The following is a 21,607-nucleotide window of genomic DNA, read 5'->3' as shown; positions in this document are numbered from 1 at the left end:
ACGGCGATCAAGTCATGCGGCGAATGCGGCCATTCGGGCGTACGGTCGGAAACATGCGCATTGTCATCGCTGGTGGTCATGGTCAGATCGCGCTGCGGCTGGAGCGTCTGCTCTCCGCGCGCGGGGACGAGGTCGCGGGGATCATCCGCAAGCCGGAGCAGGGCGACGATCTGCGGGCGGCCGGGGCCGAACCGGTCCTGCTCGACCTGGAGTCCACCACGGTGGAGGGGGTCGCGGCGTACCTCCAGGGCGCGGACGCGGCGGTCTTCGCGGCCGGCGCCGGTCCGGGCAGCGGCACGCACCGCAAGGAGACGGTGGACAAGGGCGCGGCGGTGCTGTTCGCGGACGCGGCCGTACGCGCGGGCGTGCGTCGCTTCGTCATCGTGTCCTCCATGGGCGCGGACCCGGCACACCAGGGCGACGACGTGTTCGACGTGTATCTGCGGGCGAAGGGCGAGGCGGACGCCCATGTGGCCCGCCAGCAGGCTCTGGACTGGACGATCCTGCGTCCGGGTTCGCTGACGGACGAGGCGGGGACCGGCCTGGTCCGGCTGGAGGCGCACACGGGGCGCGGCGAGGTCAGCCGGGACGATGTGGCGGCCGTTCTCGCGGAGCTGGTGGACACGCCGGCGACGGCGGGGCTGACGCTGGAGCTGATCGGCGGCTCGACGCCGGTGTCGGTCGCGGTGAAGTCGATCGCCGGGAACTGAGGGCGGCCGTCGGCCGTTGCACGGGTAGGCCCCCGCTGCCGGCCCGGCGGGGCGTCAGATGTCAGAACAGCGGCAGCTGTCCGGGGAATTCGGGCACGACGTATCCGTCCAAGGACGGCTGGACCGCACCCAGTTGTGCCTGCCGTCGGGACCCGGCGCAGGAGACGAGTTCGCCGTGTTCCCGCGCCCCGGGCGGGTCGTGCCGTGCGAAGCGGCCCGCGACGACGGCAATGTCTCGGCGGCACACGGGGCAGGTTCGGCGTCGGGAGGACATGCCGCCAGTGTGCCCCGTACCCGCGCGCGGGTGAACCGCCGTCAGGTCCGCGTCTCCGCTTCCCATCGGTCCGGCCCCACCCCGCGCCAGTCGATCAGGGGCGAGTCGGCCACCTGTTCCGGCTCGATCTCCAGCCCGGCCCGGCGCAGGAATTCGACCAGGTCCCGCACGTTGTGGGCCAGGCCGAGGATCTCGCCGTCCACCCGGACCCGACGGCCGCCGCTCGAGGAGGGCAGGTGCACGACGATCGGACGTTTCCCGGCCATGGCTCCAGCATCGTCCGGACCGCCCGGCCTCGCACCCGGGCGGTCCGGACGAAGAGCCCCGGCACGGTGTCCGGCCGGCGCGACTCGGCGCACCTTCGGCGCGCGGGCGGGGAAGGACGGTGGCACGCTGGAAGTGCTTCTGCGTGCCCTGACGGCCCTCTGCACAGGTGCGGTCTCTCGTCACCGTTCTGTCACAAGCAGCCGCCGCACGAAACGCCGCCGCTCTCCCACCCTGTCTGGACTCACGTACCACGACCACCCATACCGCGGGCGACAACCAACGACCGAAGCCCGCGGACGACATGACTCAGGGGGACGACACCATGCGTTACAGCAACGGCATCCGCAGGGCGGCTCTGGCGACGACGGCGGCCGCGGGCGTCGCGGCGGCGGTGACCGGCATCCTGCCCGGCACCGCCATGGCGGCGAGCACCACCTCCACCCCGCCGCCCGCCTGCTCGGCCTCCGCCCTTCAGGTCAGCGCCTGGCAGGCCGCCCACCGGCCCGTCGGGACCGGGGTCGGGGCGGCGGTCGTGCAGTTCACCAACGTCTCCCGGACGACGTGCACCCTGAAGGGCCACCCGACCGTCGCGGGCGCCGGCAACGGCTCCCCCGACCACAACGCCCCGCTCAAGGTCACCCCCACCGGCAAGGCGACCACCGTGACGGTCAAGCCGCACGGCAAGGCGTGGCTGAAGCTGACCTTCGTCCAGGTCCAGGGGGAGGCCGACGGCTACTGCGTGTCGGGCGCGAAGCCGGTGGCGTACCCGACGATGGTCATCGGGCTGCCGCACACCGGGAAGCACCAGGTCGGCCTGAAGGACGGGGGGCTGTGGGCCGAGTGTGACAACAAGGTGACCGCCACCGCGGTCTCGTCGGTCAAGCCTTCCTGACCCACCGTCCATCAGCGCAGGTCGGCGACTCGGTGCACCTTCGGTGTGCCGAGTCGCCGCCTGTGCTGATCCAACTCCGGACACGGACAACGACAAAGGCCCCGTGACCTGCTCTCGCAGGTCACGGGGCCTTTGTTCCCGTGTGGCGGCGCCAGGATTCGAACCTGGGAAGGCTGAGCCGGCAGATTTACAGTCTGCTCCCTTTGGCCGCTCGGGCACACCGCCGGGTTTTGCTGCCAGTCGAACCCGCTTTCGCGGTGTTCCCCGGCAACGACGTAAACAATACCCGATGCAGAGGGGTGCTTCGCCACCCGGTTGATCTCCGCCTCACGGGTCGCGGGGTGGCTAGGCTGGTGCGGATGCGGACCGGCATGTCGCCGGGCTCGGCGACTGCCGCCGCGCACGCCGGACCGCACCCGATACACACCCCGATACAAGGAGCCACAGGACATGGCCGACTCCAGTTTCGACATCGTCTCGAAGGTCGAGCGGCAGGAGGTCGACAACGCCCTCAACCAGGCCGCCAAGGAGGTCTCGCAGCGCTACGACTTCAAGGGCGTGGGCGCCTCGATCGCCTGGGTCGAAGGCGACAAGATCCTGATGCAGGCGAACTCCGAGGAGCGGGTCAAGGCGGTCCTCGACGTCTTCCAGTCCAAGCTGATCAAGCGCGGTATCTCGCTGAAGGCGCTGGATGCGGGCGAGCCCCAGGTCTCCGGCAAGGAGTACAAGATCTTCGCGTCGCTCCAGGAGGGCATCTCCCAGGACAACGCGAAGAAGGTGGCGAAGATCATCCGCGATGAGGGCCCCAAGGGCGTCAAGGCGCAGGTCCAGGGCGATGAGCTGCGGGTCAGCTCCAAGAGCCGTGACGACCTCCAGACCGTGATCGCCCTGCTGAAGGGCAAGGACTTCGACTTCGCGCTTCAGTTCGTGAACTACCGCTAGCCGACGCCGCCGGTTCGGCAAGGGCGGCCGCCCCGGTCCGGGTGGGCGCCCTCCTCCTGCTCCGGCCGGTTGCGCCGCTCAGTAGGGTGCAGGCCATGTCAGCGACCGAGAACGGCCTGCGCCGCACCCTGGGCCTGCGCGACGCCGTCGTCGTCGGCCTCGGCTCGATGATCGGCGCCGGGGTCTTCTCCGCGTTCGGGCCGGCCGCGCACGCGGCCGGTTCGGGCCTGCTGCCCGCGCTCGCGGTCGCGGCCGTGGTGGCCTACTGCAACGCGATGTCCTCGGCCCGGCTCGCCGCCCGCTATCCGGCCTCCGGCGGGACCTATGTGTACGGGCGGGAACGGCTCGGTGCCTTCTGGGGCTATCTCGCCGGCTGGGGGTTCGTGGTCGGCAAGACGGCCTCCTGCGCGGCCATGGCGCTCACGGTGGGCAGCTATGTGTGGCCGGGGCAGGCGCACGCGGTGGCGGTCGCGGCCGTGGTCGCGCTGACCGCCGTGAACTACGGCGGCATCCAGAAGTCTGCGTGGCTGACGCGCGTGATCGTGGCCGTGGTGCTGGCGGTTCTCGCCGCCGTGGTGGCCGTCTGCCTGGCCTCCGGGCAGGCGGACGCGGGGCGGCTGGACATCGGGCTGTCGTCCGGAGCCGGCGGGGTGCTCCAGGCGGCCGGGCTGCTGTTCTTCGCGTTCGCCGGGTACGCGCGGATCGCAACCCTCGGCGAGGAGGTGCGGGATCCGGCGCGCACCATCCCGCGCGCGATTCCGCTGGCCCTGGGGATCGCCCTGGTGGTGTACGCGTGCGTGGCCGTCGCGGTGCTCGGCGTCCTCGGCGCGGGACGGCTCGGGCAGGCGTCGGCGCCGCTGGCCGACGCGGTGCGCGCGGCCGGGGTTCCGGGGCTCGTGCCGGTGGTGCGGGCGGGGGCGGCGGTGGCGGCGCTGGGTTCGCTGCTGGCGCTGATCCTGGGCGTGTCCCGTACGACGCTCGCCATGGCCCGGGACGGGCATCTGCCGGGCGCGCTGGCAGCCGTACATCCGCGTTTCCAGGTGCCGTACCGGGCGGAGTTGGCGGTGGGCGCGGTGGTCGCCGTACTGGCCGCGACGGTGGACGTGCGCGGCGCGATCGGCTTCTCCTCCTTCGGGGTGCTGGCCTACTACGCGGTCGCCAACGCCTCCGTGTGGACGCTGAGTCCGGCCCCGGCGTCCCGGGTGGTTCCGGTGGCGGGGCTGCTGGGCTGCGCCACGCTGGCGTTCGCCCTGCCGACGGTCTCGGTGGCCGTCGGCGCGGGTGTGCTGGCGCTGGGTGCGGCGGCCTACGGCGTACGGCGGTGGCGGGCGGGCCGGCGCGGGCGCTGACGCGTCCTCAGCCCGCGAACGGCTGGTCCGTGCGGACGATGTCGCGGCCCAGCGGCAGCAGCGAGACCGGGATCAGCTTGAAGTTGGCGATGCCGAACGGGATGCCGATGACCGTGATGCACAGGGCGATGCCGGTGACGATGTGGGTGAGCGCCAGCCACCAGCCGGCCAGGACCAGCCACAGGACGTTGCCCAGGCAGGACGGGGCGCCCGCGTCCCGGCGTTCGACCGTGGTGTACCCGAAGGGCCACAGGGCGTAGACGCCGATGCGGAAGGCGGCTATGCCGAAGGGGATGCCGATGACCGTGATGCACAGCAGGACACCGGCGAGGAGATAGCCGAGGAAGAGCCAGAAGCCGCTCAGGACGAGCCAGATGAGGTTCAGGATGGTCTTCACTGGTAACCACCTGCCATTTTCTCGAGCCGGGCGATGCGGTCCGCCATCGGCGGGTGCGTGGAGAACATCTTCGACAGCCCCTGACCCGCGCGGAACGGGTTGGCGATCATCATGTGGCTCGCGGTCTCGATGCGGGGCTCTGGCGGCAGCGGAAGCTGCTGGGTGCCCGTCTCCAGTTTGCGCAGGGCGCCGGCGAGGGCGAGCGGGTCGCCGGTGAGCTGGGCGCCCGAGGCGTCCGCCTCGTACTCGCGGGAGCGGCTGATGGCCAGCTGGATGAGGCCGGCCGCGAGCGGGCCGAGGATCATGATCAGGAGCATGCCGAGCAGGCCGGGGCCGTCGTCGTCGTCCGAGCGGCCGACCGGGATGAGCCAGGCGAAGTTCACCAGGAACATGATCACCGAGGCGAGGGCGCCGGCGACCGAGGAGATGAGGATGTCGCGGTTGTAGACATGGCTCAGCTCGTGGCCGATGACGCCGCGCAGCTCGCGCTCGTCCAGCAGGCGCAGGATGCCCTCGGTGCAGCACACGGCCGCGTTGCGCGGGTTGCGGCCGGTCGCGAAGGCGTTGGGCGCCTCCGTCGGGGAGATGTACAGCCGGGGCATGGGCTGGCGGGCCTGTGTGGACAGCTCGCGCACCATCCGGTAGAGCGCCGGCGCCTCGAACTCGCTGACCGGGCGGGCGCGCATCGCGCGGAGCGCCAGCTTGTCGCTGTTCCAGTACGCGTACGCGTTCGTGCCGAGGGCGATGAGGACCGCGACGATCAGTCCGGCGCGTCCGAAGAAGCTGCCGATGACGATGATGAGCGCCGACAGTCCCCCGAGGAGGACTGCGGTCCTGAGCCCGTTGTGCCGGCGGTGCACGGTACGCCCTCCAAGTGGTGCGGCAGGGGACCCTCTGCCTGCGGATGTGCTTGCTCGGGTCGCGTTGCTCGTGTCCTTGGCCCACCGGTGCCGTGGTGCCGACTCCAGTGGACCCTCCCGCAATGGTCAACGCCAGGCGGGCGGCGCGAGTTCCCTGGTGCGGGCGGTGCCGTGGCTCGGCCGTACGGGTGAGGCGGCTCAGAACAGGCCGGTGGCCGCGAAGCGCAGGACCAGCTGGGGGGCTCCGGACAGGACGACGCCGAGGACGCCGGTGAGGGCGATCGCGGCCGTCAGCGGGGCCGGGACGCGGTGCCGGGCGGCCTCCCCCTCGGGCGCGCGGAACAGCAGGGCCGTCCACTGGAGGTAGTAGAACAGCGCGATCACCACGTTGACGGCCATGACGACGGCGAGCCAGCCGAGGCCCGCGTCGACGGCCGCCGAGAAGACGGTGACCTTCGCGAACAGGCCGATGACGCCCGGCGGCAGCCCGGCCAGGCAGAGCAGGAAGAAGGCCAGCAGCAGCGCCGTCAGCGGGTTGGTGGCGTACAGGCCGCGGTAGTCGCTGATCCGGTTGAGCGCGCGGCCGCGGCCCACCACGGCGGCGACCGCGAAGGCACCGAGGTTCACGGCGGCGTACATCAGGGCGTACGCGACGGTGGAGCCGACCGCCTTGTGGGGGTCCTTGGCGTATCCGGCGGCGGCGATCGGCACCAGCAGGTAGCCGGCCTGGCCGACGGAGGACCAGGCGAGCAGCCGTACGGCGCTGTACGCGCGCGTGGCCTGCTGGCGCAGGGCGCCGAGGTTGCCGACGGTCATGGTGAGCGCGGCCAGGGCGGCGAGCGCGGGCCCCCAGACGTCGGCGTACGACGGGAAGGCGACGACGGTGACCAGGATCAGCCCGGAGAAGCCGACCGCCTTGCCGACGACCGACAGATAGGCGGCGACGGGCAGCGGCGCGCCCACATAGGTGTCGGGCACCCAGAAGTGGAAGGGCACGGCTGCCGTCTTGAAGGCGAAGCCGACCAGGGTGAGGACGACGCCGGTCTGGGCGAGGGTGTGCAGCTGTCCGTCGACGTGCGGCAGCCGCTGGGCGACCTGGGTGAGGTAGAGGGTGCCGGTGGTGGCGTAGACGAAGCTGATGCCCATCAGGCTGACCGCGGTGGCGGTGACCGAGGACAGGAAGAACTTCAGCGCGGCCTCGGAGGAGCGCTTGTCGCCGTGCCGGATGCCGACGAGCGCGAAGGCGGGCAGGGAGGCGACCTCCAGCGCGACGACCAGGGTGGCCAGGTCGCGGGAGGCGGGCAGCAGGGCGGCACCGGCGGCGGAGGACAGCAGCAGGAACCAGAACTCGCCCGCGGGGACGCGGCGCCGGTCGTCGGCGAGGTTCGTGACGGACAGCAGGGCGGCCAGCAGGGCGCCGCCGAGGACCAGGAACTGGATGACGAGCGTGAAGTGGTCGGCGGTGTAGCTGCACGCGCGCGCGTGGCCGCCGGTGCAGAAGGTGCTGCGGTCGCCGTGCAGGAGGGGCAGCAGCAGCAGCGCGGCCACGGCCAGTCCGGCGACCGAGACCCAGCCGAGGACGGCCTTGCGGGCCTCGGGCAGGAACAGGTCGGCAACGAGGACGGCGAGCGCCACGACAGCGGCGACGGTGGGCGGGGCGATGGCGAGCCAGTCGACGGACTGGACCGCCGAGGCGGCCAGCGGCTGGGCCAGGGCGCTCATCGGGTGCCTCCTGCGAGGAGCTGGTGCACGGCCGGGTCGGTCAGGCCGAGCAGGGCCCGGGGCCAGAGTCCGGCGACGAGGGTGAGGGCGACGAGCGGGGTCCAGGCCGCGAACTCGTACCCGTGGACGTCGGCGAGTGCCGGGACCTCCCGCTCCGCGCCGCCCATGCAGACGCGGCGGACCACGATCAGCATATACGCGGCCGTGAGCAGGGTGCCGAACGCGCCGATCGCCATGAAGGTGAGGAAGGCGGGCCGGCTGAGGTCGGCGGCGGGCTTGAACGCGCCGAACAGGGCCAGCATCTCGCCCCAGAACCCGGCGAGCCCGGGGAGGCCGAGCGAGGCGACCGCGCCGAAGGCGAGCAGCCCGCCGAGCCGCGGGGCCCTGCCGTACAGCGCGGCGCCCGACTCCTCGGCCAGCGTGTCCAGGTCGGTGCTGCCGGTGCGGTCCTTGAGGGCGCCGACCAGGAAGAACAGGAGGCCGGTGATGAGGCCGTGGGCGATGTTGGCGAACAGGGCGCCGTTCACACCGGTCGGGGTCATGGTGGCGATGCCCAGCAGGACGAAGCCCATGTGGCCGACGGAGGAGTAGGCGATCAGCCGCTTCAGGTCGCCCTTCGCGCCCCGCTTGGCCAGGGCGAGACAGGCCAGGGACCCGTAGATGATCCCGACCACGGCGAAGGCCGCGAGGTACGGCGCGAAGGTGTGGAAGCCGTCGGGCGCCACCGGCAGCAGAATCCGGACGAACCCATACGTACCCATCTTCAACAGGACACCGGCCAGCAGGACCGAGCCGACGGTCGGCGCGGCGGTGTGGGCGTCGGGCAGCCAGCTGTGCAGCGGCCACATCGGGGTCTTGACCGCGAGCCCGATCCCGATCGCCAGAACGGCGATGACCTGCACGGACGTGGTCAGCGACCGGCCGTTGTCAGTGGCGAGTGCCACCATGTCGAAGGTGCCCGCCTTGATTCCGATCAGGAGCAGGCCGAGCAGCATGACGACGGAGCCGAGCAGCGTGAAGAGGATGAACTTCCACGCGGCCCGGGTCCGCCCCTCGCCGCCCCAGCGGGCGATGAGGAAGTACATCGGGATGAGCACCGTCTCGAACGCCAGGAAGAACAGCAGCAGATCGAGGACGGCGAAGGTCGCGAGGGTGCCGGACTCGAGCAGGAGCAGCAGCGCGACGAACGCCTTCGGGGACGGGCCCGTGGGCGGCTTGAAGTAGGAGTACAGCGCGCACAGGAAGGTCAGCAGCGCGGTCAGGACCAGAAGGGGGAGGGAGATGCCGTCGATGCCGAGGTGGATCCGCACATCGAGTGCGGGGATCCAGCTGATGTCGGTCGTGGCCTGCATCTTCGACGGATGGTCGTGGTCGAAGCCGAGCGCCAGGGCGATCGCGGCGGCGAGGATCACGCCGGTCACGGTGACACCGTGCCGCAGCACGGCCTGGTCGGGCGACTTCCCCTTCAGCCCGGGCGGGGCGGGGAGCAGAGCGGCGGCGGCGCCGAGGAGCGGGCCGACGACGACGAATGCCAGAAGGAACTGCATCACGGACTCGTTGATATCGATCACGCCTGCTCACGCTCCCGTGGCGACGAGGACGACGGCGACCGCCAGGACGACGGTGCCGGCGAGCAGCGCGCTCACATAGGTCTGCACATTGCCGGTCTGCGCGCGCCGCACCGCGGCCCCGAGCAGCCGGGGCAGGGCGGCGGCCCCGCGGACGTAGGTGTCGACGACCTCGCGGTCGAGGAACCGGACGAGACTCGCCCCGGCCTGGACCGGGCGGACGAACAGCGCCGTGTACACCGCGTCCAGGTGGAAGCCGGCGGCCGCGTGCCGGTGCAGCGGGCCGAGCAGCAGCCGTGCGGGGTCCGCCGGGTCGGGGGCGTAGGCGATGTCGCCGTAGGCCGGCTCGTGGGTGGCGATGGCCTCGGCCTCGACCAGGCCCGCGTCGCCCTCCGGGTGGGCGGCGACCGCGCCGAGCGGGGCGCGGGCGGCGAGCCCGCTGGTCCGCTGCCAGGCGCCGTAGGCGAGCAGTCCGCCGACCAGGGCGAGGCCCGTGCCGAGGATGGAGGTGAGCAGTGTCGGGGTGAGGTCGCGGCCGTCGAACCAGTCGGGCAGCGCGCGGTAGGCGAGCCCGCCGAAGGCCAGGGAGGGCACCGCGAGGACCCACAGGACGACGGTCATGGTCAGCGGCTGGCGGCCGTGGTCCGGGGCCTCGGCGCCCCGGCCGCGGAAGGCCAGCAGCCACAGCCGGGCGGCGTACGCGGCGGTCAGCAGGGCGGTGACCAGGCCCGCGACGAGGACGATCCAGCCGGCGGCGCCCGGCACCCCGGCGGTGTGCCCGTGGGCCGCCTGCTCGGCGGCGCCCAGGACGGACTCCTTGGAGAAGAAGCCGCTGAAGGGAGGGATCGCGGCGAGCGCGAGCAGCGCCACGGTCATCGTCCAGTAGGCGTCCGGGATGCGGTCGCGCAGGCCGTGCATGCGGGACATGGCGGCCAGCGAGTTGGTGCCGGCGGCGTGGATGATCACGCCGGCCGCGAGGAAGAGCAGCGCCTTGAAGGCGCCGTGGGACAGGAGGTGGAAGACCGCGGCACCCCGGTCGCCGGCGGCGAGGGCGCCGGTCATGTAGCCGAGCTGGCCGATCGTCGAGTAGGCGAGGACGCGCTTGATGTCGTCCTGGGCGAGCGCGGCGAGACCGGAGCCGGCCATGGTCACGGCGGCCATCACGGCGAGGACGATCATCGCGGCCGCGGAGGCCTCGAAGACGGGAAGGAGCCGGGCGACGAAGTAGACACCGGCGGCGACCATCGTCGCGGCGTGGATCAGCGCGGAGACGGGCGTCGGGCCCGCCATCGCGTCCGGGAGCCAGGTGTGCAGCGGGAACTGCGCCGACTTGCCGGCCACGCCCGCGAGCAGCAGCAGCGCGATCAGCGTCGGCTGGTGCAGCTGGCCGCTCGCGACGGCGCCGAGGACCCGGGTGATGCGGAAGGAGCCGGCGGCGGTGCCGAGGGCGAACAGGCCGATCAGGAACGGCACGTCACCGAGCTTGGTGACGAGGAAGGCCTTCAGGGAGGCGGCGCGGGCCTCGGGGGTCTCCCAGTAGTGGCCGACCAGGAAGTAGGAGCAGATGCCCATGACTTCCCAGCCGACCAGCAGCACGATCAGGTCGCCGGAGTAGACGACCAGGAGCATCGCGGAGGTGAACAGGGACACGAGCGCGGCATAGGAGGGGTAGCGCGGGTCGTCGCGCAGATAGCCCGTCGAGTAGATCTGCACGCAGGTCGCGACGAAGGCGACCAGGATCGCCACGAGCGCGGCGAAGCCGTCGATGTGCAGGGCCAGCTCGATCGGCACCGAGCCGGTGGGGGTCAGCTCCGTGTGGGCGTCCACGGCCCGGCCGCCGCCCTGGTGGACGGCGACCAGGGCGGCCAGGACGAGCGAGACCAGCGGCGGCAGCACGGCGAGCGGCCGGACGAAGCCGGGGGCGGTGCGGCCGAGCAGCAGGCCCGCCGCGGCACCCAGGAACGGCAGAAGGGGGACGAGGACGGCGAGAGTGGTCGTGGTCACGCGGTGGCCTCAGCCTTCTCGGCCGCGGAGGTGCCGGGACCCTCGGTGCCGGGGCCCTCGGCGGTGTCGCGGAGCTTGTCGATGTCGGAGGTGCCGCGGTTGCGGTAAACGGCGAGCACGATCGCCAGGCCGATGCCGATCTCGGCGGCGGCGATGGCGATGGTGAACAGGGTCAGCGCCTGGCCGGAGTGCAGGGTCTCCCGGGCGGCCCGGCTGAGCCAGACGTCGAAGGCGACCAGGTTGAGGTTGACGGCGTTGAGCATCAGCTCGACCGACATCAGGACCAGGATCGCGTTGCGGCGGGCGAGGACGCCGTACAGGCCGGTGCAGAACAGGAGGGCGGAGAGTACGGCGGGGTAGGCGAGGTGCATCAGCGGGCGCCTTCCTGATCACCGGACGGGGAGTCACCGGACGGGGCAGTGCCGTTCGCACCGACCGTCGTCCCGGCCGCCGTCTCGGCCTTCGCCTTGCGGGACAGCACGATCGCGCCGACCAGGGCCGCGAGGAGCAGCACGGACAGCGCCTCGAAGGGCAGCACCCAGTGCCGGAACAGGCTCTCGCCGGTGACCCGGGTGCTGCCCGCGGCCGGGCCGTCCAGATTGATCCAGGTGGTGCGGAAGGCGTCGACGACCACCCAGACCAGGGCGACCGCGGCGGCCACCGCGACGGTCAGGGCGGCCCAGCGGTTGCCGGAGTCGGCGTCCGGGGAGCGGCCGATGGGGGCCTTGGTGAGCATCAGACCGAACAGGAGGAGGACGACGACGGAACCGACGTAGATCAGGACCTGCACCCAGGCGATGAACTCGGCCGTGAGCAGCAGGTACTCCACGGCGAGCCCGCCGAGCGCGACCACCAGCCACAGGGCGGCGTGCACCAGCTGCCGGGTGGTCACGGTGACGAGGGCGGCGCCGAAGGTGGCCAGGCCGACCAGGACGAAGGCGATCTCGACGCCGGTCGGGGACAGGAAGCCGGGCTGGGCCGCGGCGAGGCTCACGGTCGCGGCGGGGCTCACGGGGCGCCCTCCTGGGGTTCTGCCTGGGCCGCCGCCAGCTTCTCGGCGGTCTTGCGGGCGGCGGCGATCTCCTTGGGCTCCTCCGCCGCGGGGTCCAGGGCGGGCGGGGCCGGGACGGTCCACATCCACTCGCGGAGCTTGTCCCGCTCATGGGTCAGCTCGCGGATGTCGGTCTCGGCGTACTCGAACTCCGGCGACCAGAACAACGCGTCGAAAGGACAGACCTCGATGCAGATACCGCAGTACATGCACAGCGAGAAGTCGATCGCGAACCGGTCGAGGACGTTGCGGCTGCGCTCGCGGCCGCCCGGGGTGGCGGGCGGGACCGTCTCCTTGTGGGAGTCGATGTAGATGCACCAGTCCGGGCACTCGCGGGCGCACAGCATGCAGACCGTGCAGTTCTCCTCGAACAGGCCGATCACACCGCGGGTGCGGGGCGGCAGCTCGGGCAAGGTGTCCGGGTACTGCTCGGTGACCGTCTTCTTCGTCATCGTGCGCAGGGTGACGGCCAGGCCTTTGGCGAGGCCGGAGCCGGGGATGGGGGCCATGGTTAGCCGATCACCACCTTGACGATGCCGGTGAGGGCGATCTGGACGAGTGAGAGGGGGACGAGAAGGGTCCAGGACAGCTTCTGGAGCTGGTCCTCGCGCAGCCGCGGATAGGTCACGCGGAGCCAGATGACGACGAACGCGAGGAGCGCGGTCTTCAGCAGGGTCCAGACCCAGCCAAGGCCGTCGGCGCCCCACGGGCCGTGCCAGCCGCCCAGGAAGAGGACGGTGGTCAGGCCGCACAGGACCACGATCCCCGCGTACTCGGCGAGCAGGAAGAGGGCGAAGCGCAGACCGGTGTACTCGGTGTAGGCGCCGAAGATGATCTCCGAGTCGGCCACCGGCATGTCGAACGGCGGGCGTTGCAGCTCGGCGAGTCCGGCGACGAAGAAGACGAAGGCGCCGATGAGCTGCCAGGGCACCCACCACCAGTGGAAGGCGTGCAGCACGCCGGGCAGTGAGACGGTGCCCGCCGCCATCGCGACCGAGGCGGCGGCGAGCAGCATCGGCAGTTCGTAGGCGAGCAGCTGGGCGGCGGTGCGCAGGCCGCCCAGCAGGGAGAACTTGTTCGCGCTGGCCCAGCCGGCCATGAGGGAGCCGAGCACGCCGACCCCCATCACCGCGAGCACGAAGAACACGCCCGCGTCGACGACCTGGCCGACGGCACCCTCGCCCGGGCCGATCGGGATGGCGAGCAGCACGAGGAGGTACGGCAGCAGCGCCACGGCGGGGGCGAGCTGGAAGATCCGCCGGTCGGCGCCGGCCGGGACGATGTCCTCCTTCTGCGCGAACTTCACGCCGTCCGCGACGAGCTGGGCCCAGCCGTGGAAGCCGCCCGCGTACATCGGACCGAGGCGGCCCTGCATATGGGCCATCACCTTGTGCTCGGTCTGGCCGACGATCAGCGGGAAGGTGAGGAAGACGACGAAGACGATCAGAAGTCGCAGGGCGACGTCCAGCGCGCCGTTCACTGCGGGCCTCCTGCGGGGTCTTCGGGGGTGGGGTCGGGGGCGGACTCCGGGGCCGGCTCGGGGGTGGACGCCTGGTCCTTGTCGGGGGCGGATTCCGGGGCCGAGTCGGGGGCGGACTCCTGGGCCTTGTCGGGGGCGGACTCCTGGGCCGAGTCGGGGGCGGACGCCTGGGCCGAGTCGGGGGCGGACTCCTGGGCCGAGTCGGGGGCGGACTCCTGGGCCTTGTCGGGGGCGTCCCCGGCGGGGCCGGGCTCCGGCTCGTCGAAGGCCGGGCGGGCGTGGTGCCAGGGGGCGTCCGAGCTGCGCGGGGCCGGGCTCCGGCGGGCGGGACGGTCGGTGCCCTCCCCCTCCGTGGGCTCGGCGGGGGCCGGCTCCGCCGCCTGCCTGCGCTGGGAGGCGGAGCCCTGCGAGGCGCTGCGCGCGCGGCGCGGAGGTGCGGCCGACGGTGCCGGGCCGGGCTCGTGCGCGACCGAGGCCTCGGCGGCGGGTCCCTCCTGGGGGGCCGCTGCCGCGGTCCGGGTCGCGTCGCCCTCGGTGGCGGCCTGCCGGAGGTCCGCCGCGTCCTCGGCGCCGGACGCCGCCGTCTGGCTCACCGAGCCCTGACTCGCGGTCCTCGCCCGACGCGGACGCGCGGGGGCAGCGGCACCAGCCACCTCCGGCGTGCCGGCAACATCGGCACCGGCAGTACCGGCGGCACCGGCGGCAGCCCCCTCGGGCGTCTGGCTCGCCGAGCCCTCCGCCGCCGTACGGGTGCGCCGTACCGGACGCTCCCCGGCCGCGCGCGCCGCCGCACCAGCGGCACCCGCCGCACCAGCCGCACGCCCGGCGCCCGCCGCACCCGCCGCGCGGGCCGGACGCGCCGGGCGGGCCGGGGCCGGGGGCAGCTGGCCCTTGAGGGGGCCCCATTCGTTCGGGTCCGGGACGCCGGGCGGCAGCATCTGGCGGCGCTTGGGGCCGCCGTGGTCGGACTCGCCGGGCTCCTTGGCGCCGGGCCAGGCCTTGGCGACCCGGGCGGCGAGGACGAAGTCCTTGCGCAGCGGGTGGCCCTCGAAGTTCTCGGGGAGCAGCAGATGCTCCCGGACGTTCGGGTGGCCCTCGAAGACCACCCCGAACATCTCGTGGGTCTCGCGCTCGTGCCAGGCCGCGCCCGCGAAGACGCCGACGGCGGACGGCAGGGCCGGCGCCGTGTGCGGGACCGTCGTACGGACGAGCAGCCGGCGGACCGGGGACAGGGCGACCAGGTGCGCGGAGACGCGGAAGCCCGTGCCGGGTTCGTCGACCGCGCTCAGCCAGTCGAAGTAGGTGCAGGACAGGGTCGTGCGGGCGGTCTCCAAGGCGGTGAGCCAGGAGGACGGCGGGACGTCCACGGTCAGCAGCTCGTACGACTCCTCGGCCGTGGCGTCCGGGCCGAAGAGTTCCTCGGCGGGGGCGGGCAGCCAGCCGGTCGCGCTCATCGGGAGCCCTCCCCGGCCGGCGGCTTCACCAGGCCGCTCTGGAGGGCGGCCGCGGAGGGGCGGGCCGCGGGGGTGCCGTACCGCTCGCCCAGGGACTCGCGGGCGATCTTCTCCTGGAGCTTGAGGATGCCCTGGAGGAGCGCCTCGGGCCGGGGCGGGCAGCCGGGGACGTACACGTCCACCGGGATGATCTGGTCGACGCCCTTGGTGACCGAGTAGGAGTCCCAGTAGGGGCCGCCGCAGTTGGAGCAGGCGCCGAAGGAGATGACGTACTTCGGCTCGGGCATCTGCTCGTACAGGCGCTTCACGGCCGGGGCCATCTTGTCCGTCACCGTGCCGGACACCACCATCAGGTCGGCCTGGCGCGGACCCGGGGCGAACGGGATGACGCCGAGCCGGATGAAGTCGTGGCGGGCCATCGACGCGGCGATGAACTCGATCGCGCAGCAGGCGAGGCCGAAGTTGAAGACCCAGAGCGAGTAGCGGCGGCCCCAGTTCAGGACCACCTTCATCGGCTCCGGGGCCAGCCTGGCGAGCGCGCCCAGCCGCTTGGGCTCCGGCAGGTAAACGGGATCCGGGTTCACGTCCATGCCAGGACGCCCTTCTTGTATGCGTACAGCAGGCCGACGGCGAGGAAGCCGAGGAAGACGAACATCTCCACGAGGGTCGTCGCGCCGTAGCCGGGGGCGGCGAAGACCGTCGCCCAGGGGAACAGGAAGATCGAGTCGACCGCGAAGATCACGTACAGGAAGGCGTAGACGTAGTAGCGGACCTGGGTGTGGGCCCAGCCCTCGCCGACGGGGTCGACGCCGCACTCGTAGGTCAGCAGTTTCTCGGGTGTCGGCACGACCGGGCGCAGCAGCCGGCCGGCACCGAAGGCGACCGCGACGAACAGCACGCCGACGAGGGCGAGCAGTCCCACGGCCGAGTAGGACCGGAAGTAGCCGGCCGCGATGACGTTCGCCGCGGCGCTCGTCGAGTCCCCCAACGTCTCCCGCACCGTCCGTCCCTCGCTCCCTGACCTCGTGACTTTAGTGAACCCCGTGACGCGCTGATTCGGGGATCTGTACGGACGGGAGTCTAGGCCCTGATAAAGAAGCGGTAAGCAGCCAGTCACGGCGTGAGACAGCCGGGCGGGCCGCGTGAGACGGCCGGGCGGGCCGGAGGAGCCCCCAGGGGAAGCCCTAGGGAGAGTTCGGGGTGGGGGTTTCCCCACCGGCGGAGGGCGGCATACCGCATGGCGCGAAGGACGCGGCACACGGCACGCTGACCGGCATGACCGTTCTCCGCTCCGCCACCGGCGCCGATCGCACCGACGGCGGCCCCGCCGCCCCGCCGCCGCCCCGGTTCGCCTACGACACGCGCACCTGGAAGGAGATCGCGCATCTCCTGCTGAACCTGCCGGTGACGGTGTGCGGCTTCATTTACGCGGTCACGGTCGTGGTCACCGGCGGGATCCTCAGCATCACGGCGATCGGCCTGCCGCTGCTCGCGGTCAGTCTGCTCGGCTCCCGGCAGCTGGGCAAGCTGGAGCGGGCCCGGGCCCGGTGGCTGCTCGGGGTGCGCGTGGAGGAGCCGACGCCGCTGCCCCTGACGAAGGCCGGGAGTCCGGTCCAGCGGCTGTGGCTGGCGCTGAAGGACCCGGTGGGCTGGCGGACCCTGCTCTACGACGTGATCCGGCTGCCCTGGGGCATCCTCACCTTCTGCACGGTCCTGACCTCGCTGTTCGTGCTGTGGCCGGTGCTGCCGTACCTCGCGCGCGGGATGGCGAACGTGGACCGGGCCATGGTGCGCGGCCTGCTGTCGCCCTCCGACGAGCTGGAGCGGCGGATCGCCGAGCTGGAGTCGGACCGCGGGATCGTGGTGGACACGGCGGCGGCCGACCTGCGGCGCATCGAGCGGGATCTGCACGACGGGGCGCAGGCCCGCCTGGTCAACCTGGCCATGGGGCTCGGCCTGGCCAAGGAGAAGCTGCTGGAGGATCCGGACGCCGCCGCGGAGATGGTGGCGGAGGCGCACGGCGAAGTGAAGCTGGCCCTCCAGGAGCTGCGCGATCTGGCGCGGGGCATCCATCCGGCGGTCCTCACCGACCGGGGTCTGGACGCCGCGCTGTCCTCGGTCGCCGCCCGCTGCACGGTGCCGGTGCGGGTGACCGTGGAGCTGGCCGCCCGGCCGGCCCCGGCCATCGAGGGCATCGCCTACTTCACCGTCTCCGAGCTGCTCCAGAACATCAGCAAGCACAGCGGGGCCCGGTCCGCGTCGGTGGACGTGTGGCGCTCCGCGGACCGGCTGCTGATGCAGGTCCGGGACGACGGCCGGGGCGGGGCCCGGCTGGACGGCGGCAGCGGCATGCGGGGCCTGGCGGACCGGCTCGGCGCGGTGGACGGCCTGTTCGCGGTCGACTCACCGGACGGCGGCCCGACGGTGATCACGGCGGAGCTGCCGTGGCGGGACCGCACGGAGTAGCGGAGTGGGGAGGGGAGGTGGGGAAAACCCCCCTTCCGAGACGCCGACGGTCTCCATGGCCCGGGCCCGCCGCGCCGCACGATCCTGGGGACACGGCCGAACCGCCGCCGGACGAGGAGAGACGGGGACGACATTCCATGCCCAGCACCTACCAGCACGAGGACGGACAGCCGTACCGGGACCTCGGACGGACCCGAACCCGGACCGGAAGCGGAACCGGAACCGGAACCGGCTCCGGCCCCCGGCTGCCGCTCGCGCTCCGGACCCCCCTGGAGGCACGCAGCTGGCGCGAGTTCGGCTATGTCCTGCTGAGCCTGCCGGTATCGATCGCCCTGTTCAGCTGGGCGGTGACCATGGTGTCGCTCGGGGCGGGCCTGCTGGTGACCTTCCTGGGCGTCCCGGTGCTGGCGGCGGCGCTGGCCGGCTGCCGCGGCTTCGGCGCGCTGGAGCGGGCCCGGGCGCGCGGGCTGCTGCGGCTGGACGTGGCCGAGCCGGAGCCGCTGCGCCCGCGCAAGCGGAGCGTGGCGGCCTGGATGGGCGCGGTCCTGCGCAGCGGCACCTCCTGGCGGCAGCTGCTGTACGCGCTGGTGCAGTTCCCCTGGGCGGTGTTCTCCTTCTCGGCGGCGGTGACCTTCTGGACGACCGGCTGGGCGCTGCTGACGTATCCGCTGTGGTGCTGGGCCTTCCCGATGTACGGCGGCCAGGGCGGCCTTCAGCTGTACGGCGACGAGCACCACCGGATCTATCTCGACAACCCCTTCGAGATCACCGTGACCGCGCTGGTCGGACTGCTGTTCACGCTGGTCGCGCCGTGGCTCGTACAGGCTCTGACGACCGTGGACCGGGTGCTGGTGCACGGGCTGCTGGGGCCGTCGCGGCTGTCGGCGCGGGTGGTGGAGCTGGAGTCGGACCGGGGGGTCGTGGTGGACACGGCGGCGGCCGACCTGCGGCGCATCGAGCGGGATCTGCACGACGGGGCGCAGGCCCGGCTGGTCGGTCTCGCCATGGATCTGGGGCTGGCGAAGGAGAAGCTCCGGGAGGACCCGCGGGCGGCGGCGCGGATGGTGGAGGAGGCGCACGGCGAGGTGAAGACCGCGCTCCAGGAGCTGCGCGATCTGGCCCGGGGTATCCATCCGGCCGTCCTCACCGACCGGGGCCTGGACGCCGCGCTGTCCTCGGTCGCCGCCCGCTGCACGGTTCCGGTGACCGTCGAGGTGGACCTGCCGGGCCGCCCGGCGCCGGCCATCGAGGGCATCGCCTACTTCACCGTCTCCGAGCTGCTCCAGAACATCAGCAAGCACAGCGGGGCCCGGTCCGCGACGGTGGACGTGTGGCGCTCCGCGGACCGGCTGATGCTCCAGGTCACCGATGACGGGGTGGGCGGTGCGGACGCCTCCGGCGGCTCGGGACTGGCCGGGCTGGCCGGCCGGCTGAAGGCCGTGGACGGCATCCTCGTGATCGACTCCCCGGCGGGCGGCCCCACCCGGGTCACCGCGGAACTGCCCTGGCGCACCGCCTTGTGAGCCCTGGCGCACCGCCATGTGATCCGCGCGGCGCCCCCCGCCCCCGTGGAATGCTGGTCCCGCGCAGACAGCAACGGACAGCGAAGGACGCCGGCACGGGCGGCGGGGGACGGGGGATCGTGGAGAACAGGGTGCGGGTGCGGGTCGTCATCGCCGAGGACTCGGTGCTGCTCAGGGAGGGCCTGACCCGGCTGCTGACGGACCGCGGGCACGAGGTGGTGGCCGGTGTCGGGGACGCCGAGGCGCTGCTCAAGACCATCGCCGACCTGGACGCGCAGGGCGAGGTGCCGGACGTCGTGGTGGCGGACGTACGGATGCCGCCGACCCACACCGACGAAGGCGTCCGGGCCGCCGTACAGCTGCGCAGGACGCATCCGGGACTCGGGGTGCTGGTGCTCTCGCAGTACGTGGAGGAGCGCTACGCCACCGAGCTGCTGGCCGGTTCCAGCCGGGGCGTGGGCTATCTGCTGAAGGACCGGGTCGCGGAGGTCCGCGAGTTCGTGGACGCGGTGGTGCGGGTCGCCGAGGGCGGTACGGCGCTCGACCCGGAGGTCGTCGCGCAGTTGCTGGGCCGCAGCCGCAAGCAGGACGTGCTGGCGGGGCTCACCCCGCGGGAGCGCGAGGTGCTCGGTCTGATGGCCGAGGGCCGTACGAACTCGGCGATCGCCCGGCAGCTTGTGGTCAGCGACGGCGCCGTGGAAAAACACGTCAGTAACATCTTCTCGAAGCTGGGGCTGGCTCCGAGCGACGGCGACCACCGGCGGGTTCTGGCCGTTCTGACGTATCTGAACTCCTGAACTCTCACCGTCACCCGGGTACTCGGCCGAAGAGGACGCACGGAAAGACGCACGGAAACGTGCCGGACCACAGAGGCCGGGGCACGACGGGGGAACGCGCGACGGATTCTTGATCGGAATTTCAGCGGCGCGGGCCCCCGGTGAGGGACAGTGAGAAGCAGCGCGACAGGCCATCCCGAAACGCCGCCCAATCTTCGGATCGGCTCGGGAAGGCGACCCTAACCGACGTAGGGTTGATCCAGGGATGGTCCGTGGTACGACCACCCACGGACAGCCGCCTCGAAGGAGGTCCAGTTCAGTGACCAGCCAGGTCAGCAGCCCAACGGAGCAGACCGACGGAACGGTCGTCGGAGAGCAGCGGAAGCCCGGCGGCGCGAAGGACGTGCGGCGTCTGGACCGGGTGATCATCCGGTTCGCGGGGGACTCGGGTGACGGTATGCAGCTCACCGGTGACCGGTTCACCTCGGAGACCGCTTCTTTCGGCAACGACCTTTCCACCCTGCCGAACTTTCCCGCCGAGATCCGCGCCCCCGCCGGCACCCTGCCCGGTGTCTCCAGCTTCCAGCTGCACTTCGCCGACCACGACATCCTCACCCCCGGCGACGCCCCGAACGTGCTCGTCGCGATGAACCCGGCCGCACTCAAGGCCAACACCGGCGACCTGCCCCGCGGCGCGGAGATCATCGTCAACACCGACGAGTTCACTCCCCGCGCGCTGCAAAAGGTCGGCTACAGCGCCGACCCGCTCCAGGACGGCTCCCTGGACGGCTACCACCTCCACCCCGTGCCCCTGACCACCCTCACGGTGGAAGCGCTCAAGGACTTCGACCTGTCCCGCAAGGAAGCCGAACGCAGCAAGAACATGTTCGCGCTCGGCCTGCTCTCCTGGATGTACCACCGGCCCACCGAGGGCACCGAGACCTTCCTGCGGCAGAAATTCGCGAAGAAGCCTCAGATCATGGCGGCGAACATCGCCGCGTTCCGCGCGGGCTGGAACTTCGGCGAGACCACCGAGGACTTCGCCGTCTCCTACGAGGTCGCCCCCGCCACCACCGCCTTCCCCGTGGGCACCTACCGCAACATCTCCGGCAACCTCGCCCTGGCCTACGGCCTGATCACCGCCTCCCGCCAGGCCGACCTGCCCCTCTACCTCGGCTCCTACCCCATCACCCCCGCCTCCGACATCCTCCACGAACTGTCCAAGCACAAGAACTTCGGCGTGCGCACCTTCCAGGCCGAGGACGAGATCGCCGGCATCGGCGCCGCCCTCGGCGCCGCCTTCGGCGGCTCCCTCGCCGTCACCACCACCTCCGGCCCCGGCGTGGCCTTGAAGTCGGAGACGATCGGGCTGGCGGTCTCCCTGGAACTGCCGCTTTTGGTGGTGGACATCCAGCGCGGCGGGCCCTCCACCGGCCTGCCCACCAAGACCGAACAGGCCGACCTGCTCCAGGCCATGTTCGGCCGCAACGGCGAAGCCCCCGTCCCCGTCATCGCCCCACAGACCCCGGCGGACTGCTTCGACGCCGCCCTGGAAGCCGCCCGGATCGCGCTGACCTACCGCACCCCCGTCATGCTCCTGTCCGACGGATACCTGGCCAACGGATCCGAGCCCTGGCGCATCCCCGACCTGACCGAACTGCCCGACCTGCGCGTGCAGTTCGCCACCACCCCCAACCACACCCTCGCCGACGGCACCGAAGTCTTCTGGCCCTACAAACGCGACCCCCACACCCTCGCCAGGCCGTGGGCGATCCCCGGCACCCCCGGCCTGGAACACCGCATCGGCGGCATCGAGAAACAGGACGGCACCGGCAACATCTCCTACGACCCGGCCAACCACGACCTCATGGT

General features: G+C 72.3%; 22 protein-coding genes and 1 tRNA gene. 8 read left to right on the top strand and 15 right to left on the bottom strand.

The window, feature by feature from the left end:
* Nucleotides 1-53 precede the first annotated feature (53 nt).
* Entirely contained in the window at nt 54-710 is a 657-nt protein-coding gene (locus ACZ5CZ_RS22725; protein ID WP_468945474.1) for an SDR family oxidoreductase, read from the top strand.
* A gap of 61 nt (nt 711-771) precedes the next feature.
* On the opposite strand, the gene ACZ5CZ_RS22720 is transcribed toward ACZ5CZ_RS22725, so the two are convergent.
* Entirely contained in the window at nt 772-984 is a 213-nt protein-coding gene (locus ACZ5CZ_RS22720; protein WP_468945471.1) for a hypothetical protein, read from the bottom strand.
* A 41-nt stretch (nt 985-1,025) separates the two neighbouring features.
* Nucleotides 1,026-1,250 (bottom strand): hypothetical protein, encoded by a 225-nt coding sequence (locus ACZ5CZ_RS22715; protein WP_385843326.1) that lies wholly within the window; start codon nt 1,248-1,250, stop codon nt 1,026-1,028.
* Between the two features lie 323 nt (nt 1,251-1,573).
* Here ACZ5CZ_RS22715 and ACZ5CZ_RS22710 point away from each other — a divergent pair, with 323 nt between their 5' ends.
* On the top strand, nt 1,574-2,143 hold the full coding sequence (locus ACZ5CZ_RS22710; RefSeq protein WP_385843325.1) for a DUF4232 domain-containing protein: 570 nt from the start codon (nt 1,574-1,576) through the stop codon (nt 2,141-2,143).
* Nucleotides 2,144-2,286: 143 nt separating this feature from the next.
* Here the strand turns inward: ACZ5CZ_RS22710 and ACZ5CZ_RS22705 are convergent.
* Nucleotides 2,287-2,368: transfer RNA gene (locus ACZ5CZ_RS22705), tRNA-Tyr, on the bottom strand.
* A 225-nt stretch (nt 2,369-2,593) separates the two neighbouring features.
* Here ACZ5CZ_RS22705 and ACZ5CZ_RS22700 point away from each other — a divergent pair.
* Together ACZ5CZ_RS22700 and ACZ5CZ_RS22695 are read left to right on the top strand one after the other, a co-directional pair.
* Entirely contained in the window at nt 2,594-3,085 is a 492-nt protein-coding gene (locus tag ACZ5CZ_RS22700) for a YajQ family cyclic di-GMP-binding protein (RefSeq protein ID WP_385843324.1), read from the top strand.
* A 95-nt stretch (nt 3,086-3,180) separates the two neighbouring features.
* A complete protein-coding gene (locus ACZ5CZ_RS22695) occupies nt 3,181-4,434 on the top strand; it encodes an APC family permease (protein ID WP_468945467.1) in 1,254 nt (417 codons plus the stop codon).
* Between the two features lie 7 nt (nt 4,435-4,441).
* Here ACZ5CZ_RS22695 and ACZ5CZ_RS22690 read toward each other — a convergent pair whose 3' ends face one another.
* The 12 genes from ACZ5CZ_RS22690 to ACZ5CZ_RS22635 all read right to left on the bottom strand — a co-directional run bounded on the left by ACZ5CZ_RS22690 (nt 4,442) and on the right by ACZ5CZ_RS22635 (nt 15,970).
* Complete coding sequence (locus tag ACZ5CZ_RS22690; RefSeq protein ID WP_385843322.1) at nt 4,442-4,831, bottom strand: YccF domain-containing protein; 390 nt, start codon at nt 4,829-4,831, stop codon at nt 4,442-4,444.
* Entirely contained in the window at nt 4,828-5,691 is an 864-nt protein-coding gene (htpX, locus tag ACZ5CZ_RS22685; RefSeq protein WP_385843321.1) for a zinc metalloprotease HtpX, read from the bottom strand. The genes ACZ5CZ_RS22690 and htpX overlap by 4 nt, the downstream gene beginning before the upstream one ends.
* A gap of 198 nt (nt 5,692-5,889) precedes the next feature.
* Nucleotides 5,890-7,413 carry an NADH-quinone oxidoreductase subunit N gene (locus tag ACZ5CZ_RS22680; protein ID WP_468945462.1) on the bottom strand — a complete coding sequence of 508 codons (1,524 nt, stop codon included), beginning with the start codon at nt 7,411-7,413 and terminating at the stop codon, nt 5,890-5,892.
* Nucleotides 7,410-8,984, bottom strand: a complete 1,575-nt coding sequence (locus tag ACZ5CZ_RS22675; RefSeq protein ID WP_385843319.1) for an NADH-quinone oxidoreductase subunit M — start codon at nt 8,982-8,984, stop codon at nt 7,410-7,412. Before ACZ5CZ_RS22675 ends, ACZ5CZ_RS22680 begins: the two co-directional genes overlap by 4 nt.
* Nucleotides 8,985-8,990: 6 nt before the next feature.
* A complete protein-coding gene (locus ACZ5CZ_RS22670) occupies nt 8,991-10,985 on the bottom strand; it encodes an NADH-quinone oxidoreductase subunit 5 family protein (protein WP_468945457.1) in 1,995 nt (664 codons plus the stop codon).
* Entirely contained in the window at nt 10,982-11,356 is a 375-nt protein-coding gene (gene nuoK, locus ACZ5CZ_RS22665; protein ID WP_385843317.1) for an NADH-quinone oxidoreductase subunit NuoK, read from the bottom strand. The genes ACZ5CZ_RS22670 and nuoK overlap by 4 nt, the downstream gene beginning before the upstream one ends.
* A complete protein-coding gene (locus tag ACZ5CZ_RS22660; RefSeq protein WP_385843316.1) occupies nt 11,356-11,997 on the bottom strand; it encodes an NADH-quinone oxidoreductase subunit J family protein in 642 nt (213 codons plus the stop codon). Before ACZ5CZ_RS22660 ends, nuoK begins: the two co-directional genes overlap by 1 nt.
* Nucleotides 11,994-12,545: a NuoI/complex I 23 kDa subunit family protein gene (locus ACZ5CZ_RS22655; protein WP_385843315.1), complete on the bottom strand. Its 552-nt coding sequence runs from the start codon at nt 12,543-12,545 to the stop codon at nt 11,994-11,996. Before ACZ5CZ_RS22655 ends, ACZ5CZ_RS22660 begins: the two co-directional genes overlap by 4 nt.
* Before the next feature lie 2 nt (nt 12,546-12,547).
* Entirely contained in the window at nt 12,548-13,516 is a 969-nt protein-coding gene (locus ACZ5CZ_RS22650) for a complex I subunit 1/NuoH family protein (protein ID WP_385843314.1), read from the bottom strand.
* Nucleotides 13,513-14,970, bottom strand: coding sequence for an NADH-quinone oxidoreductase subunit C (locus tag ACZ5CZ_RS22645; protein ID WP_468945448.1), 1,458 nt, complete (start codon nt 14,968-14,970; stop codon nt 13,513-13,515). The genes ACZ5CZ_RS22650 and ACZ5CZ_RS22645 overlap by 4 nt, the downstream gene beginning before the upstream one ends.
* Nucleotides 14,967-15,560: an NADH-quinone oxidoreductase subunit B gene (locus ACZ5CZ_RS22640; protein WP_385843312.1), complete on the bottom strand. Its 594-nt coding sequence runs from the start codon at nt 15,558-15,560 to the stop codon at nt 14,967-14,969. Before ACZ5CZ_RS22640 ends, ACZ5CZ_RS22645 begins: the two co-directional genes overlap by 4 nt.
* On the bottom strand, nt 15,551-15,970 hold the full coding sequence (locus ACZ5CZ_RS22635; RefSeq protein ID WP_385843311.1) for an NADH-quinone oxidoreductase subunit A: 420 nt from the start codon (nt 15,968-15,970) through the stop codon (nt 15,551-15,553). Before ACZ5CZ_RS22635 ends, ACZ5CZ_RS22640 begins: the two co-directional genes overlap by 10 nt.
* A gap of 275 nt (nt 15,971-16,245) precedes the next feature.
* On the opposite strand from ACZ5CZ_RS22635, the gene ACZ5CZ_RS22630 reads away from it, so the two are divergent.
* The 4 genes from ACZ5CZ_RS22630 to ACZ5CZ_RS22615 form a co-directional block, all read left to right on the top strand.
* A complete protein-coding gene (locus ACZ5CZ_RS22630) occupies nt 16,246-17,436 on the top strand; it encodes a sensor histidine kinase (protein ID WP_468945444.1) in 1,191 nt (396 codons plus the stop codon).
* 137 nt (nt 17,437-17,573) lie between these two features.
* Nucleotides 17,574-18,959, top strand: a complete 1,386-nt coding sequence (locus tag ACZ5CZ_RS22625) for a sensor histidine kinase (protein WP_468945441.1) — start codon at nt 17,574-17,576, stop codon at nt 18,957-18,959.
* Nucleotides 18,960-19,096: 137 nt separating this feature from the next.
* The gene (locus tag ACZ5CZ_RS22620; protein ID WP_467546203.1) at nt 19,097-19,756 is read left to right on the top strand and encodes a LuxR C-terminal-related transcriptional regulator; all 660 of its coding nucleotides are present in this window, start codon (nt 19,097-19,099) and stop codon (nt 19,754-19,756) included.
* Nucleotides 19,757-20,054: 298 nt separating this feature from the next.
* A partial coding sequence (locus tag ACZ5CZ_RS22615) for a 2-oxoacid:acceptor oxidoreductase subunit alpha (protein WP_468945437.1) occupies nt 20,055-21,607 on the top strand: 1,553 nt, incomplete at its 3' end.

Source organism: Streptomyces sp. NPDC031418 (assembly GCF_055581605.1).
This window is presented reverse-complemented; position numbering and strand designations above follow the sequence as displayed.

Excerpts from the sequence above, each read along its gene's own strand:
- ACZ5CZ_RS22725 (WP_468945474.1), top strand. The coding sequence starts at position 54 with ATGCGCATTGTCATCGCTGGTGGTCATGGTCAGATCGCGCTGCGGCTG.
- ACZ5CZ_RS22720 (WP_468945471.1), bottom strand. The coding sequence starts at position 984 with ATGTCCTCCCGACGCCGAACCTGCCCCGTGTGCCGCCGAGACATTGCC.
- ACZ5CZ_RS22715 (WP_385843326.1), bottom strand. The coding sequence starts at position 1,250 with ATGGCCGGGAAACGTCCGATCGTCGTGCACCTGCCCTCCTCGAGCGGC.
- ACZ5CZ_RS22710 (WP_385843325.1), top strand. The coding sequence starts at position 1,574 with ATGCGTTACAGCAACGGCATCCGCAGGGCGGCTCTGGCGACGACGGCG.
- ACZ5CZ_RS22700 (WP_385843324.1), top strand. The coding sequence starts at position 2,594 with ATGGCCGACTCCAGTTTCGACATCGTCTCGAAGGTCGAGCGGCAGGAG.
- ACZ5CZ_RS22695 (WP_468945467.1), top strand. The coding sequence starts at position 3,181 with ATGTCAGCGACCGAGAACGGCCTGCGCCGCACCCTGGGCCTGCGCGAC.
- ACZ5CZ_RS22680 (WP_468945462.1), bottom strand. The coding sequence starts at position 7,413 with ATGAGCGCCCTGGCCCAGCCGCTGGCCGCCTCGGCGGTCCAGTCCGTC.
- nuoK (WP_385843317.1), bottom strand. The coding sequence starts at position 11,356 with ATGCACCTCGCCTACCCCGCCGTACTCTCCGCCCTCCTGTTCTGCACC.
- ACZ5CZ_RS22655 (WP_385843315.1), bottom strand. The coding sequence starts at position 12,545 with ATGGCCCCCATCCCCGGCTCCGGCCTCGCCAAAGGCCTGGCCGTCACC.
- ACZ5CZ_RS22645 (WP_468945448.1), bottom strand. The coding sequence starts at position 14,970 with ATGAGCGCGACCGGCTGGCTGCCCGCCCCCGCCGAGGAACTCTTCGGC.
- ACZ5CZ_RS22640 (WP_385843312.1), bottom strand. The coding sequence starts at position 15,560 with ATGGACGTGAACCCGGATCCCGTTTACCTGCCGGAGCCCAAGCGGCTG.
- ACZ5CZ_RS22630 (WP_468945444.1), top strand. The coding sequence starts at position 16,246 with ATGACCGTTCTCCGCTCCGCCACCGGCGCCGATCGCACCGACGGCGGC.
- ACZ5CZ_RS22625 (WP_468945441.1), top strand. The coding sequence starts at position 17,574 with ATGCCCAGCACCTACCAGCACGAGGACGGACAGCCGTACCGGGACCTC.